The sequence below is a fragment of the Ferrithrix thermotolerans DSM 19514 genome (assembly GCF_900128965.1).
Taxonomy (GTDB): domain Bacteria; phylum Actinomycetota; class Acidimicrobiia; order Acidimicrobiales; family Acidimicrobiaceae; genus Ferrithrix; species Ferrithrix thermotolerans.
Map to the genome: position 1 here is coordinate 1 of NZ_FQUL01000047.1, position 15,733 is coordinate 15,733.

10 protein-coding genes are annotated in these 15,733 nt (G+C 51.6%); 8 read left to right on the forward strand and 2 right to left on the reverse strand.

The features are described 5' to 3' along the window. Nucleotides 1-569 precede the first annotated feature (569 nt). Complete coding sequence (gene glpX / locus BUA24_RS10670) at nt 570-1,565, reverse strand: class II fructose-bisphosphatase (RefSeq protein ID WP_072792358.1); 996 nt, start codon at nt 1,563-1,565, stop codon at nt 570-572. Nucleotides 1,566-1,842: 277 nt separating this feature from the next. On the opposite strand from glpX, the gene murA reads away from it, so the two are divergent. The 3 genes from murA to BUA24_RS10685 are packed head-to-tail and all read left to right on the forward strand — an operon-like array spanning nt 1,843 to nt 4,885. Further along, nucleotides 1,843-3,144: a UDP-N-acetylglucosamine 1-carboxyvinyltransferase gene (gene murA / locus BUA24_RS10675; protein WP_218587468.1), complete on the forward strand. Its 1,302-nt coding sequence runs from the start codon at nt 1,843-1,845 to the stop codon at nt 3,142-3,144. Next, nucleotides 3,095-4,078, forward strand: coding sequence for a methylmalonyl Co-A mutase-associated GTPase MeaB (gene meaB, locus BUA24_RS10680; RefSeq protein WP_245790456.1), 984 nt, complete (start codon nt 3,095-3,097; stop codon nt 4,076-4,078). The genes murA and meaB overlap by 50 nt, the downstream gene beginning before the upstream one ends. Nucleotides 4,079-4,111: 33 nt before the next feature. Beyond that, nucleotides 4,112-4,885 (forward strand): enoyl-CoA hydratase/isomerase family protein, encoded by a 774-nt coding sequence (locus BUA24_RS10685; protein ID WP_072792360.1) that lies wholly within the window; start codon nt 4,112-4,114, stop codon nt 4,883-4,885. Nucleotides 4,886-4,918: 33 nt separating this feature from the next. On the opposite strand, the gene glgP is transcribed toward BUA24_RS10685, so the two are convergent. After that, a complete protein-coding gene (gene glgP, locus BUA24_RS10690; protein WP_072792362.1) occupies nt 4,919-7,450 on the reverse strand; it encodes an alpha-glucan family phosphorylase in 2,532 nt (843 codons plus the stop codon). Between the two features lie 61 nt (nt 7,451-7,511). Between glgP and BUA24_RS10695 the strand changes: the two genes are divergently transcribed. The 5 genes from BUA24_RS10695 to BUA24_RS10715 all read left to right on the forward strand — a co-directional run. Beyond that, nucleotides 7,512-9,557 carry a maltotransferase domain-containing protein gene (locus BUA24_RS10695; protein WP_084660441.1) on the forward strand — a complete coding sequence of 682 codons (2,046 nt, stop codon included), beginning with the start codon at nt 7,512-7,514 and terminating at the stop codon, nt 9,555-9,557. Between the two features lie 14 nt (nt 9,558-9,571). Beyond that, nucleotides 9,572-11,215 carry a maltose alpha-D-glucosyltransferase gene (gene treS / locus BUA24_RS10700; RefSeq protein WP_245790463.1) on the forward strand — a complete coding sequence of 548 codons (1,644 nt, stop codon included), beginning with the start codon at nt 9,572-9,574 and terminating at the stop codon, nt 11,213-11,215. A gap of 27 nt (nt 11,216-11,242) precedes the next feature. Beyond that, nucleotides 11,243-12,589 carry a phosphotransferase gene (locus BUA24_RS10705; protein ID WP_072792368.1) on the forward strand — a complete coding sequence of 449 codons (1,347 nt, stop codon included), beginning with the start codon at nt 11,243-11,245 and terminating at the stop codon, nt 12,587-12,589. Next, nucleotides 12,582-14,462, forward strand: a complete 1,881-nt coding sequence (glgB, locus tag BUA24_RS10710; RefSeq protein ID WP_178138807.1) for a 1,4-alpha-glucan branching protein GlgB — start codon at nt 12,582-12,584, stop codon at nt 14,460-14,462. The genes BUA24_RS10705 and glgB overlap by 8 nt, the downstream gene beginning before the upstream one ends. Nucleotides 14,463-14,821: 359 nt before the next feature. After that, a partial coding sequence (locus BUA24_RS10715; protein ID WP_143146529.1) for a hypothetical protein occupies nt 14,822-15,733 on the forward strand: 912 nt, incomplete at its 3' end.

Consider the following 15,733-nt stretch of genomic DNA (forward strand, 5'->3'; position numbering starts at 1 on the left):
GGTAAGCGTCAAGATGATACGCTGTCTCGGCCCCTTCTCACTTCGATAGGACTCGATCAACTGATACTTGGTGTAGGTCTTTCCCGTCTTGGTCTTGGTGTCGACGGCCCTGATATAGATAGGACAGATGCTACCAGTGGATACACATAGATCATGCAAATCATACCGAATATATAAATCCTTAGGCCACTACACGACAAACCAAATATACCCCGCCTAGTATCCCACCAGCCCAAACCTTACAACACCCCTGTGGATAACACCTTCACACCCCTAGATATCCACAGGATGGACATGAATTCGGGAAGAAATTGCGAAAGTCGGGCTAAGGTCCGATATTGCTCTACTTGAGTCGTTTTGTATCTTTGAGGAGGCATACAGGGGACTTGGGATTGGTAGGTCAACCCTGCTCTGGCTACTGGATACGTTAGCTGATTACAAGGTTCGATACGTCCTCGCCGCAGGCGACAGAGCTAACTGGCTGGTTGGTCTGGGGTTTGAGGCGTTAGATGCAGGTGCCCTTAGGCTGTGTGATGTCCTGGGGGTAGATTCAGCGAGGCGTACGCTTTTCAAGGAGCTATATTGAAGCCTCTGAGTTTCTCTATTCTGTGGTATGCCTCAATCATTCTCACCGTCTTTGACTTGGATCTCATGACCATGGACTGTGTAATCGCCTGGTCGGAACGGTAACGGACGCCTCGCAGCAACTCCCCGTCTGTGATTCCAGTTGCAGCGAAAAAGCAGTTATCCGAGGCGACTAGATCGTCGATCATCAGGACTTTGTCCAAGTCGTATCCTGCATCAATAGCAGCCTGGCGTTCTCTTTCATCGCGTGGCCAAAGCTTTCCCTGTATCTCTCCGTCCATAGCCCTAAGGGCGGCGGCTGCAACTACACCTTCGGGAGTACCTCCGACGCCAAATAGGATGTCAGACCCAGATTCGGGCCAGGCAGTAGCGATTGCAGCGGCAACATCGCCGTCGGGTATCAGTTTGACTCTGGCTCCAGCCGCCCTTATCTCCTGGATCAGCGATGTGTGACGTTCTCGGTCTAAAACGACCACAGTGAGATTTCTAACCGATGTCTTTTTAGCCTTCGCGAGCGCCCTTAAGTTTTCCTCGACAGATGCGTTTATGTCGACGACCCCAACTCCCTCGGGTCCAACGGCTAGCTTGTCCATGTATACACAAGGTCCAGGGTTAAACATCGATCCCCTATCAGCTACAGCTATAACTGACAAAGCACCACCACGCCCATTTGCGGTCGGACGAGTACCGTCTATGGGATCGACCGCCACGTCACACATCGGAGGCCGTCCGTCTCCTACGATCTCCCCGTTATAAAGCATTGGGGCGTGGTCCTTTTCGCCCTCTCCGATTACCACAACACCTTCCATCGCAACCGTGTCGAGAACGGTTCTCATGGCGTCTACGGCGGCGCCATCTGCACCGTCTTTGTCCCCTCGGCCCATCCACATGCCGGCTGCCAAGGCGGCCGCCTCGGTGACTCTCACAAGCTCGAGGGCTAAGTTACGATCTGGCTTATTGGTACTGTCTATGGAGTTCATCGCAAATAGGGTAGCCTAATTTAAGCTGTTCATGTGCCCTTGTTTCAAATTTGTTGGGGTTTCTCACAAGGTTGTTACTCCGTTTTATGAGCACTTCGCTTATCTGTTAATCTGAGGCGACCTTGTCTTGGGTCCGAAAGCCAGGTTCTCTTCGTGCCTTCGGTGAACCGCTGAGTTTTGCCCGTACTTTTTTTGGCTATGATAGATGCCAAGAGCAAGCTTGGTTTCGTAGTACTTTGCGCCTCAGCTTTTGGGTCTTACGTAGAAAGAAAAGTGCGTGACGGATACATCTGTTTTCGTGGTTCGTCCTTCCGGACCGCTTTTTGGTTCAGTGAACATCAAAGGAGCCAAGAACTCGGTTCTAAAGCTTATGGCGGCGACCTTACTAGCAGAAGGAACTCATCACCTGCACAATGTTCCAGATATTACAGATGTGAAGATAGTCGCTGAGCTTCTAAGACGCTGCGGCGTCTCTGTATCGTTCGCAGGAGAAGGGCACGTAATCATAGAAGTACCACCTACAGAGAAGATTGTTCCCAGAGCCTCTTTAGAGCTGGTGTCCAAGATCAGGGCTTCGGTTGTGGTTATGGGTCCTTTGTTGGCGCGTTGTAACTGGGTGGAGTTGGCACAGCCCGGAGGAGATGACTTCGGCTCCCGTCCTATCGACTACCACATAGAAGGGTTCTCTGCTTTGGGCGCTACCTTCTCTGAACGTGACGGATACCTTTTCGGACGCACGGAAGGGCTAACAGGGTCTAGGGTAGTCCTAGAGTTTCCCTCTCATACCGCAACCGATAACATACTGATGGCTGCGGTGTTAGCTGAGGGACGTACCGTCATAGAGAACGCCGCTCGGGAGCCTGAGGTGATCGATCTGGCTTCGATGTTGATATCTATGGGGGCAGATATTAGGGGAGCTGGAACATCGAGAATCGAAGTTCAGGGAGTTCCAAAGCTAAGCCCCGCTGACCACTGGGTTATACCAGATAGGGTTGAGGCGGCGAGTTTTCTGGCGGCTGTTGCAGTGGCCGGCGGGGAGGTGTTTCTAAGAGGGGCGCGTGAGGATCATATGGAGATGCTTTTACGTAAAGTTGCAAGTGTTGGGGTTCACATCGAGACGACGCCGCAGGGAATTCTAGCGAAGTCGGAGGGAAAACTAAAGGCCGTAGACGTCTCAACGCTTCCTTATCCAGGCGTGGCGACCGACTATCAGCCCCTTATAGTTACCATGCTGTCGGTGGCAGATGGAACATCGGTAGTAAGTGAAAACCTCTTTTCCGGACGTTTTCGTTACGTTGAGGAGCTTCGCAAAATGGGTGCCGATATCTTTACCGATGGGCACCACGTGGTCATACGGGGAACACCTCGGTTGAAGGGAGCAAGGGTTCAGGCCTCAGACATAAGAGCGGGCGTAGCTTTAGTGGTTGCTGCGTTGGTGGCTGACGGGGAGACCGAGATATCGGGGGTTCGCCACATAGATCGTGGCTATGAAAGGATCGAAGAGCGCCTGCGAGCGTTAGGGGCAGATATTGAGAGGCGAAGCGCTCAGGATCTCACAGGCTGTGCCGATGTCGGGTAAAGAGATGATCTTAGAGTTGTTGTCGCAGATGCAAGGGGGAAGCCGCACGGCCCTTGCTCGGTTGATCTCTTTGATCGAGAGAGAGGAAGAAGTTCTTGCCTACCTCCCATCAGATATATCCCACGAGCCCTCCTATCTTCTTGGCGTTACAGGGGCCCCAGGTGCGGGTAAGTCGACTCTGACCGATCGACTTATAGAGTTCTACCGTGGCTGTGACGAAGAGATTGCTGTCCTGGCTATCGACCCAACCTCTCCATTTAGCGGAGGAGCGATCCTAGGAGACAGGGTAAGGATGCAGTCGCACGCCCTTGATCCAAAGGTGTTCATTCGTTCCATGGCCACGAGGGGATCGCTGGGCGGGCTTTCTGTTGCAGTCCCAGCGGCTGTTCGGCTTCTTGACAGCGCTGGATTCGACAAGGTGATTGTGGAGACCGTGGGGGTAGGTCAAGTGGAGGTTGATATCGTCTCGTCCGCTGACACAACCCTGGTCGTTGTCAACCCTTTGTGGGGAGACTCTATTCAGGCAAATAAGGCGGGTCTGCTTGAGATAGCCGACGTCTTTGTCATCAATAAGGCCGATAGAGAGGGCGTGCGGCAGACGCGTAAGGATCTCGAGGGGATGCTGGATCTAAGTGAGCCAAAGCCTTGGCGTCCCAAGATTATCGAGACCGTCGCACTTGATAATAAAGGTGTGGACAGGGTTGCCGAGGCGGTGCTGGAGCACAAAGGTTACCTTTGGTCCTCGGGAGAACTTGCTCTAAAGAGGCGAAGAAGAGCGATTGAGGAGTTTGAGCGTTCTACAAAGCGCCTCCTCGAGAGATATATCATGAAGCACGAGAGTTTCAGTGTAATAAAGGAGCGAGTTGCACATGGCGATCTGGAGCCCGCCCAGGCTGCCAAGATGATCGTCGATGAGGTATTGGGCTCGAGTTAGCCTTTTGCCACGACAAAGGCTACATTTACTGTCATGGATAAATATGTTGACGTAGCCCTAGACGATCATAACGTTGCAACGATCACCCTTCGTCGCCCAAAGATAAACGCTCTCTCTTCCGATCTGCTCATACAGCTGGCTGAGGTCGCCGAAGGTTTCATTCAGTCGCCTCCGGGGGCGGTCGTGATCAGCGGAGGACCCAAGATATTTGCAGCGGGTGCAGAGATAACAGAGTTCAAAGACCCAGCAAAGGCTTTGGAGCTAGGTCGTCTTTTCCATAGAGCTCTCGGAGCTTTAGCTGCTATTCCGAGAGTTACAGTCGCAGCGGTCAACGGATACGCACTTGGGGGTGGTTGTGAGCTTGCGTTGGCGTGTGATCTGAGAGTAGCAGGGGAGCATGCAAAGTTTGGCCAGCCTGAGATACTACTTGGGATCATTCCCGGTGGTGGTGGAACTCAACGGTTGCCTAGGCTAATAGGTGTATCCCGTGCCAAGGAGATCATCTTAAGCGGTCGACAGGTGAGTGCGCAAGAGGCTCTGACGATTGGGCTGTGCAATCGCGTGGTGAAAGATGAAGACGTCGAAAAAGAGGCGATATCGTGGGCTCGTTCTTTCGCCAGTGGAGCGCTTGTGGCGCAGGGACTTGCCAAAGAGGCGATCGATAGGGGAGTCGAGAGTTCTCTTGAAAGTGGCCTTTCAGTGGAGCTCTCAGCGTTTGCGCAAAGTTTTTCAACCGAGGACTCAAAGATCGGTATATCTTCCTTCTTTGAAAATGGCCCAGGGAAAGCAGTCTTTGTTGGTCGCTGACGGTTGCACCTAATCGAAGGCTGCTTTTTGTCCTTAGGCTATGATCTGAAGACCAAGTTCATACGGAGAACTTAGGCCATCGTGAGCTGGAAGGACAGAGGTTACCATTCCAAAGGTGCCTTGCCCCTGAACCTTTAGATGACATTCAAATACAGAGGTACCGACTTCTGGGGCGACGGCGACAAGTTCTGCCTTTTCTTTGAACTCATCTACAAGTTCGCCATCTCTTCCGACCTTACCCCACAGTACCGAGACGGTAAGGTCTTGAGCTCCAAGTGCGCCAGGACTAACGCTAACTCTGACCAAAGTGTCGAGCTGCCCATCTACGTCTACGTTCTCAACGATCTCGACCTCAGAGACGGCGACACTTGACCAGTTGTTTCTCACGTGCTCTTTCCACTTGGCGAGCTGCTTAGCACGTTCAAAGCCGTCTTCGCAGAGGCTCTGGCTTCTAGTTGCTGCTGGCTCATAAAACTTTGAGACGTAGTCGCTGACCATTCTGTGGCCTGAAACCTTTGGTGCGAGCGTAGAGATGGAGTGCTTCATCCTAGCGGTCCAACGACGGGGAGTTTGATCTAGGTCGCGATCGTAGAACTCAGGAACAGCCTGGTTCTCTAAGATGCTGAAAAGCGAGTCGCACTCGAGGCGTGATCGCTCATCTTCGTAGAACTCCGCTGGAGCTGATGCGATGGCCCACCCATTTAGTCCATCGTACATCTCAGCCCACCAGCCGTCTAGGATCGAGAGGTTGAGAGCGCCGTTTAGGGCTGCTTTCATGCCGGAGGTTCCCGAAGCCTCTAATGGGCGCGTTGGAGTGTTCAGCCAGATGTCGCACCCCTGATAAAGCACCTTGGCGAGGGACATGTCGTAGTCAGGAACGAAGACAAACCTCGATCGTGCCTGGGAGTTGAAGGCGAAGTCGAAGACTTTGCGCACGATCTCTTTGCCTGGTTCGTCCTTTGGGTGCGCCTTGCCGGCAAAGATAAACTGAACCGGTCGGTCTATAGACAAGCACAACTCCAAGAGACGCTCTGTCTGGGAAAGTAGTAAGTCGGCTCTCTTGTAAGGTGCAAATCTACGAGCGAATCCTACCGTCAGGGTTTTTGAGTCCAAGACACTGTCACACCAGCCTAAATTGACCTCCTCCCACCCAGAAGCGATCAGAGAGGTTTTGAGACGTCGCCTAATCTCTGGGACCATCTTCGACCGAAGCCCCTCTTTGACCTGCCACAACAGTTCATCTGGAACCTCCATAAATGAACTCCACTCTGAGCTTGATGCGTTAGCCCAGTTGGGGTGGACGTTGCTTGAGTATAAGTCTGCAAGTTCATGTGCGGTCCAAGTCGATGGATGCACTCCGTTAGTTACATGCCCGATTGGCACCTGCGACTTCTCAAGCTGGGGCCATACTCCGGCAAATAGCTCCCGAGAGACCTCGCCGTGAAGTTGGGAGACTCCATTTACAAAGGACGCAAGCCTCATTCCCATAACAGCCATGTTGAAGGGCGCCTCGAGAGACTCGCCTTCAAAGTGCCCCAAACTCAAGACATCGGACTCCTCCACTTTACAGTCTTGTGCCATGTAGCCAAGGTACTTGCGCATAAGGTCCACCGGAAACTGGTCTATCCCAGCGGGTACCGGAGTATGTGTGGTAAAGATGTTTGACGCCCTTACTACCTCGATCGCCTCTTTGAAGCTAAGCCCCTCGCTTACTAACTCCCGCAGTCTCTCAAGGCCTAAAAATCCGGCGTGACCCTCGTTGGAGTGGTAGGTGGAGACCTCTATATCAAGCGCTCTTAGTGCCCTTACCCCACCTATCCCAAGTACGATCTCCTGTCTGAGTCGATGCTCAACGTCACCACCGTATAGTCTGTCGGTAATGGCGCGAAGGTGTGGGGGATTGTGGTCGTGGTCGGTGTCTAAGAGATAAAGTTCGACCCTGCCGACCTTTGCCCTCCATATCTTTACGACCGCCTCATCATCGGCTAGGCGGACCCCGATCTCATCTATGGGGAATGCAGGCTCTAGGCCCACCTCCAAGGGGTTGAGGTTAGGGTAACGCTCAAACTGATTTCCCCTGGGGGTAACGCCTTGTCGGAAATATCCGGATCGATAGAACAGACCTACGCCGACGATCGGTACGCCAAGTGCTGACGATGACTTGAGATGATCCCCCGCAAGTACACCTAACCCTCCGGAGTACTGCGGTAGAGCTGAAGATATTCCAAACTCCGGAGAGAAGTAGGCGACTTTGACAAGGGGACTAGTTCTGTTTTGAAACCAGGACTCAGACTTCATATAGATCTCAAGGTCTGATGCGACCTTTTTTAGAAACTCAGTAAACCTTGAGTCTTCGGCTAACTCCACGAGACGGTCTTGGGATACCAGTTCGAGCAGATGAAAGGCGTTTTGGTCGGTCTCCTCCCACAGCTTGGGATCGATCCATCTAAACAGATCCTGACTCTGGCGGTCCCAAGACCATCGGAGGTTGTTTGCGACTTGTGTGAGGGGAGCCAGGGTCTTAGGTATGGTACGGTCAACTCTAAAGCTATGGAGTGGTTTCACATCACATAGGTTATTTGCCTACAAAGCGAACCCCGACCCCAGGAGACAATAGGCTCAGAAGTTGGGATTTGTTCAAGGATCGGAGGTCTTTACTTTGCTTGAGAGGGTGAGCCTGGACCTAAGGTTTCCAAGACTGAAGGAAGGGTGTTTGCCCAAAGCAACCTTGGGACAGCCGATCTTCCTCGAATGTGATGCTTTTTCCCTGCCCGCTATGCCTCTAAGAGTCTTAGCAACTGTGTCCTATGAAGAAGGCGTCGATGTGTTCGACATGGAGCCTGCGGGAAACGATACCTATCGGGCTCAGCTCACGCCTAAAGAGAGCGGAAGGCAACCAGTCACTTTGATCGCCTCCGAAGATCCTTATAGGGCTGCTTTAGAGGGCCTTAAGATCAAGGTAAACGCCTCGGTAGCTCAGATCCTCGACTTTGACGATGTGATCCAGCTCGCGTTGAAGAGAGTGACAGGACTGCACAAGACTCTTAGAAAGTCAAAGTTCCACCAGGCGTACTTCTCTTATGAGACTGGGTTGATGGTCTCTCATTACGAAAAGACCGTATCCGTTCTCAATCGTTCGTTGTCTACACTAAGGGATGTTACCGAATCAGAGGTGGTAGCCAAGGATGTGGCATCCTCTCTTATAGAGACGCTCTCCAACGAGGTGTTGTTGCGTATTTGCTCTGTGCCTCCAAGGCGTGAGGAGGCAACGCAGAGAAGCTTTGAGCTTTATGTTGAAAATAAGCGTGCGTCTTTTGGATTTTGGTACGAACTGTTCCCACGCTCTTTTGGGGGTCTAAATGGAGTAAGAGATGTGCTCCCACACCTATCTAACTTGGGGGTTGATGTGGTCTATCTCCCACCGATACACCCCATAGGAGTGACAAAACGAAAGGGCAAGAACAACGCTCTGACGGCGGCGCCAGATGATGTGGGTAGTCCCTGGGCTATCGGATCGAAGCTGGGTGGCCACGATAGCATCGATCCTAGTCTCGGTACCGTGGAAGAGTTCAGAAGCCTCGTAGTAGCAGCGAGAGAGCATGCGATAGCGGTAGCTTTGGACCTTGCTCTTCAGTGCTCCCCTGATCACCCTTGGGTTAGGGAACATCCCGAGTGGTTTGTCCATCGTGCTGACGGTTCTATAGCCCATGCGGAGAACCCTCCAAAACGTTATGAAGACATAGTGCCTATCAACTTCTTCCCTGATAAAGAGACGGACAGGGAGTCTCTTTGGCGTGAGATTCACCGAGTAGTGCTTTATTGGATCGATAACGGGGTAAGGACCTTTCGAGTCGATAACCCCCACACAAAACCGATGGCCTTTTGGCAATGGCTGATTCAAGAGGTGCAACGTGACTACGACGACGTGGTGTTCTTGGCTGAAGCGTTTACTCGACCAAAGATTATGTATCGGCTAGCGCAGATAGGATTTACGCAAAGCTACACCTATTTCACCTGGAGGCATACTCCTTTGGAGGTCCAAAGCTACATGGAGGAGCTACTCTCAGCTGAGGTTTTGAGTTACTTTCGTCCAAACTTCTGGCCGAACACCCCCGATATATTGGCAGGCACACTAAGGTGGGGAAGCCACAGCGACTTTGCGCACAGAGTTTTTCTAGCTGCTACCTTGGTGCCGAGTTATGGTATCTACTCCGGCTATGAGTTTCTGGAGAATCAACCCTTCTCGGAGACCTCGGAGGAGTACTTAGACTCTGAGAAGTATCAGATTGTAAAGAGGGACTACGCTAAAGGTGCCCCATTAGATGGACTGATCGCCTCGTTGAATCGATTTCGACGGGACCATCCGGCTATGCAGCGTCTTGGAAACGTCTTGTTCCTTAGAACCGAGGGCGCAAATCTACTGGCTTACCTAAGGTTTGCTCCAGAGACAGACGACTTCATCCTTGTGGTAAACAACTTCGATACGAAGAACGTAACTGAAGGAGCTGTATACCTACCTTCTGAGCTTCCTGGGGGGAGGAGTTTCGAAGAGGCGGTTGGATACGATGCTCTTTCGAGCGACAGTTACACCTTTAGAAAGGGCCATAACTTCATAAGGCTTGATCCCTCAAAGGTGCCTGGTCACCTGGTATCTTTGAACATTAAACGATGATTTGAGGTGTGTTGGTGTCTGAGGACGCAAAGAACTGGTTCCAAGAAGCCATCTTCTACGAGGTGTTGATTAGAGGCTTTTTCGACTCCAATGGAGATGGAACCGGTGATATACGAGGACTGATAGAAAAGCTTGACTACCTCGAGTGGCTTGGCGTTGACTGCATATGGTTGTTACCTTTTTATAAGTCTCCTCTTCGTGACGGCGGATACGATATCTCAGATTTTCTGACCGTCCTGCCCGCCTATGGTGAGGTGAGCGATCTGGAGACATTGATCGGTAGGGCGCACCAAAAAAACATTCGAGTCATCGCCGACTTAGTTATGAACCATACCTCAGATCAACACCCATGGTTTTTGGAGTCAAAGAGAGACAGGACCAATCCAAAGGCGGACTGGTATGTGTGGTCAGATTCCGACGAGATGTATAGGGGTGCCAGAATCATCTTCGTCGACTCCGAGACCTCCAACTGGACCTACTCACAAGAGCGGCAACAGTTCTACTGGCACCGCTTCTTTTACCATCAGCCAGATCTGAACTACGACAACGAAGAGGTTCAGGAGGAGATGGTAAAGGTGCTCGAGTACTGGCTCGAAAAGGGGCTAGATGGTTTTAGGCTCGACGCAGTCCCTTATCTCTTTGAGAGAGAGGGAACCAACTGCGAGAACCTAAAAGAGACTCATGACTACCTAAAACGGATTCGTTCTAGGGTTGACTCGGGGTACAAAGACAAGGTGTTACTTGCAGAGGCAAATCAGTGGCCCAAGGACGTGGTTGACTACTTTGGTAAGGGGGACGAGTGCCATATGTGCTTTAACTTCCCCATCATGCCTCGACTTTTCATGTCGGTAAAGATGGAGTCGGCTCGCCCCATTACCGAGACGATCGAACAGACACCAGAGATCCCAGAGGGCTGTCAATGGGGTATATTTCTCCGAAATCACGACGAACTGACGTTGGAGATGGTCACAGAGGAAGAGCGGGACTTTATGTACCGTGCCTATGCAGCCGATCCGCTTATGCGCAGGAACGTAGGCATAGGGCGGCGGCTGGCACCTCTGATCGACAACGATAGAAGAGTGGCAGAGCTGCTACATGCGCTACTACTGTCGCTTCCTGGATCTCCAATACTCTATTACGGAGACGAGATCCTGATGGGGGATAATATCTACCTAGATGATAGGGACTCTGTACGTACGCCTATGCAGTGGACGCCGGACCGCAACGGGGGTTTTTCAAAGGCTGACTTTGCCAAACTTTACCTTCCTCCCAACATGGATCCGGTGTACGGATACGAGGCACTCAACGTCGAGTCGCAGATGCGCAATCCTTCGTCGTTTCTCAGGTGGCTGCGCCACTTGCTGTGGATAAGGCGTTCAGAAGGAGTCTTTGGCGTGGGGTCGCTGCAGGTTCTCAACTCGGACAATCTGAGCTGCTTTGCCTTTGTAAGATCAATGGAAGAAGAGGACAAGCACGTGCTGTGCGTGAACAATCTCTCTAAGTCAGCGCAACCACTATCTCTGGATCTGTCAAAGTACGCATCCAAGGTCCCTTACGAACTTCTAGGACGAGTGGCCTTCCCAACCATCGAGTCGAGTCGCTACGCCTTTACTCTACCGCCTTATGGGGTATTTTGGTTCGACCTCGCCGCTGAGTAAGGCTAGCCTTGCTCCTTAGGGAGATGTTTGAAAGAGCCCAAGGGGAGCGTTGTCGTGACACAGACACCTATTCCACTAGCTGAATACCTAGGGCTGAGTGCGCTCGACCCCGTCTTTTTTGATCTAAAACTCTACGTTGCCGGGTCCCGGTGGTACTTGGGGGACCCATCTTCACCTCTGTCGTTCAACTGCTGCGGAACGAGAGTTCTTGGACAGTACCTTCGCTACTTAGAGGTCGTCGTGGCTGAGGAGTCGGGGAGGCTGTGGAATCTTCCAACTCTGATCTCAAGTGCCGTACTTGAGGGAAGGGTCATGGCGAGGTTCACGGACGGTTCTGGCATGGATGTATCTCTATACGACGCCACCTCTAACAGGCTTGGACGGGAGGTGATCTTGGGTCCCTTGGGGGTGGGCCTGGAAATGGGAGTCGATGAGGATAAGGTCTTTGACCAGTCAAATACCTCCTTTTTCTTTGGTGACCTATATGTGAAGCTATATAGACAGCTGATGTCGCATAAGAACCGGGAGATCTCGGTGCTTGAAGCTCTGACGCAATCAGGGAGCACGGACGTCCCTAAAGTGCTCGGATACGGTGAAACGTGTTCTTGCAGTTCTTATCTGGTTCTTGAATCGATGGGGGATGCGAGGGATCTATACGCTTTAGCTAAGGAACTTTTGAGTGCCAGCAAAGAACGAGTTCTCGAGTTGTATCTAAGACGGGTCGGCTTGTCCCTTCGCCGTTTGCACCGCAATTTGCGTGACGTCTTTGGAACGGTGTCGATTTTGTTGTCTAGTGAGCTTGATCGCTCATGGAGCCGAACCAAGAACCGTATGGATCTTATCAAGCAGGAGTTAGGTGCAGAGCCAAAGGTGAGTCCCTCTGCGGCCGCCAAGATCTTTGCCTCTAAAGACGAAGTGAGGCAAAGGGATAGCCATAAGAAGATTGATCTGCAAGTGGTGCACGGTGATCTTCACCTTGGGCAAGTGCTTATAGGCAACGAAAGGCTGGTCTTTATAGACTTTGAAGGAGAGGTCCTCGGTGAGGTACCTACCAAGCGCTCCTCGATCGAGTACGACCTAGCTGGAATAGCCAGGTCGATTCACTATGCGGTAAGTGAAACTCTTGGCCTTGGAACCTTTGCAGCTACGATGATGTCACGGTCGCTGGAGAAAAGCTTTTTAGACGCATATGTCTATGGTGATGAGGAGGACTGCGCAGACGATCCTTACACAGCGAGGTTGGATCTGGATCTTTACGAGACGCTAAAGCTTGAAAAGGCGGTCTACGAACTCGAGTACGAGATACGAGCAGGTCGGGGGCTGAAAGAGATACCGGCTGCATTTCTAAGAGGTTATGGAGAGCAAGATGGGTGAGATACATTATGCAACGCAGTACGATCTGTACCTCTTTGGGGAAGGTCACCACCAGATGGCCTGGGAGTTTCTCGGTGCCCACTTCGGGCAGTATGAGGGCAGAGAGGCTGTGCACTTTGGCGTATGGGCCCCCGCTGCCCGTTCTGTCTCTGTAGTTGGCGACTTCAACGGGTGGAAGGTAGATCGGGATCCGATGTCGGAGAAAGGTTTTTCTGGGGTATGGGAGACTATCTCTTATGACTGTAGGCCGGGGGATAACTATAAGTTCTCGATCGAGACCCAAGATGGCACACGGATCGAAAAGGCCGATCCCTACGCTTTTTGGACGGAGGCCCCTCCGAAGACGGCCTCGAAGGTTCTCGAGACGCTTGAGTTCGCATGGACAGACTCAGAGTACCTAGGTGCAAGACCTAGCTGGATTGGTGATGGTCCGGTATCGATCTACGAGGTTCATTTGGGATCTTTTATGCTCGGAGCATACGACAAAACCTACGAACAGGCTGCTGATTTTTTGGTTAGGCACGTCTTGGAACTCGGCTTTACACACGTTGAGTTGATGCCGATCAACGAACACCCATACGGAGGTTCTTGGGGATATCAGGGAACCTCGTACTTTGCCCCCTCTGCCAGGTGGGGGACCCCTTTGGAGTTTGCTTATTTGGTGGACACCATGCACAGAGCCGGCGTAGGGGTAATCTTAGATTGGGTGCCAGGCCACTTTGCGACCGATGCCCACGGTCTGTTCAGGTTTGACGGCACCGCTTTGTATGAACATCTCGATGAGATCCAAGGTATCCACCCTGACTGGGGATCGGCAGTGTTTAACTTTGATCGCACAGAAGTGAGAAGTTTTCTCCTCTCCTCTGCGAACTTTTGGATTCAAAAATACCATATAGATGCACTTAGAGTCGATGCCGTTGCCTCGATGATATACCTCGACTACTCAAGGACAAAGTGGGTGCCCAATATCCACGGTGGGCGTGAAAATCTCGGCGCTATCTCTTTGTTGCAGGAGGTGAACGAGATGGTTCCCAATGTCTCTAGAGGTGCCGCTACCTTCGCAGAAGAGTCTACAGCGTTCCCTAATGTAACCAAAGACATAAAGCTTGGGGGTCTTGGCTTTGGGTTCAAGTGGAACATGGGATGGATGCACGACACCCTATCGTATTTGTCTTTAGACCCGATATATCGAAGGTACCATCACGACCTGATCACCTTCGGACTGTTATACGCATTTTCCGAAAACTTTGTTCTGCCTCTCTCTCACGACGAGGTAGTCCACCAAAAGGGCTCTCTTTATGGCAAGATGTTCGGAGATCACTGGCAACGCTTTGCCCATCTAAGGGCGCTTTACGCCTGGATGTGGGCGTATCCGGGTAAGAAGCTCTTGTTTATGGGATCAGAGGCTGGTCAGGAGTGGGAGTGGAACGATGAGTCGCTGCCAGATATAGGTTCGTCAGAACTTGGTATAAAGCTCAAGCTGCTTGTCTCAGATCTCAACGCCATCTACCGATCTTCCCCACAGCTATTCAAAGGAGACCACAGCCCCTCGGGGTTCTCATGGGTGGTCGTCGACGATAAGGACTCTAACGTATTTGCCTTTTCCAGAGCTATTGATGAGGAGGAAGCGGAGATACTCTGCGTCGCTAACTTCTCGATGGCTGATAGGGAGAACTACTTGGTCCCGGTTCGCTCTGAAGGATGGTGGTTGGAGATATTGAACTCTGACTCGGAGTACTACGGAGGGTCTGGTAAGGGAAATTTGGGGCAAGTCCAGACCAATAAGGGTGAGGGAGACAGAGCCTATCTGTCCCTTTACTTGCCTTCTCTAACTGTGATACTGCTTAGTGGTAATGTCAAGAAAAGTTCATAGTCTTAGATCGATGTATTGAAACTCTGGAGAAATACATAACTAAAGTCGCAGCAAATACCGTTACTTCTTACGCTAATTGACCGACGTATTACCAAATGTTTCATAGGTGTTGGCAGCCTACTTCCGCTGATATAACCTGTAAGGTAACGTATGATACATATGTAGTTGCATGTCACCGTGTTCTATTTCAGGGAGAGTTATTCTTGTCCCGCTAGGGTAGTCGTTTGTGCTAAGTGGGTTTGGGGGTTAGTTGCAGTTCAGTCGTTTACACAGAAAGATGTGTAACCCCCCAATCTTCGTAGTTGAGCTTTTCCTAAGCGCACCCTACCTCACCTGTTCAAGTGTCTTGGGAGATGGTTTTGAAAGTTTATAGGTTGTCTATCACCTTAGCGATGGCTGTATCTTTGGTGCTGTTGAGTTACGTCGTGCCTAAAGCCGATCTCCCTTTGAGCTTTGGAGGTATCTCCGGCGTCCTGTCAAGTTACACATCAGGCGTACCTTTGAACCCCTCCGTCAACGATCCTGGCGATATCAAGTCGGTCTTAGGGTCATCTGCATGCAGTGCAGCGGCGTCACAGAGCTGTGAGATGGCCGTCATGGGAGCCTTGAACTTAGGAAGAGCCTCTATGGGTCTATCTCCTTATCAGCTACCTTTCGGCTTCTATCAACTCGCCCCAGAGAGTCAGCTCCTTCTACTTATAAACCAAGACCGGGCGACCTATGGCCTTGCCCCCATTATGGGATTTCTTCCAGGTCTGAATCAGGCGGCTCGCTCGGGGGCGCTGAACAACCAGGATCCAAATGTTGGCGCCAACCAGACAGTTAATGGAGCCAACCTCGTAGCAGTAGGCTCGAACTGGTACGGCTCTACCGTATCCTCTAACGCTCTCGTCGTGTACTACATCTGGATGTACGACGACGGTTTTGGCTCTTCAAACCTAGGGTGCCCTGAACCAGGGTTTCCTGGTTGCTGGATGCACAGGGATAACCTTCTCCTTGGAGGGGGCGGTTCAAATGGGGTCTTTATGGGGATGGGACAGAGCTCAAATCCCGAGTTCTCTTATTCTTTTGCGGTCGTGGTGGCTGGTGGAACCTACGCATCTGGGAGCTCTTTACCCGTCGAAGATCCATACAGTGAGCTAAACAGCTCGGTGTCAGCCGATACAGCTGGTGACCAGGGCTATTGGTTGGTAGCTGCAGACGGTGGAGTCTTTAGCTTTGGAGACGCCAACTTCTACGGATCGATGGGCGGACAGCACCTAAACGCTCCA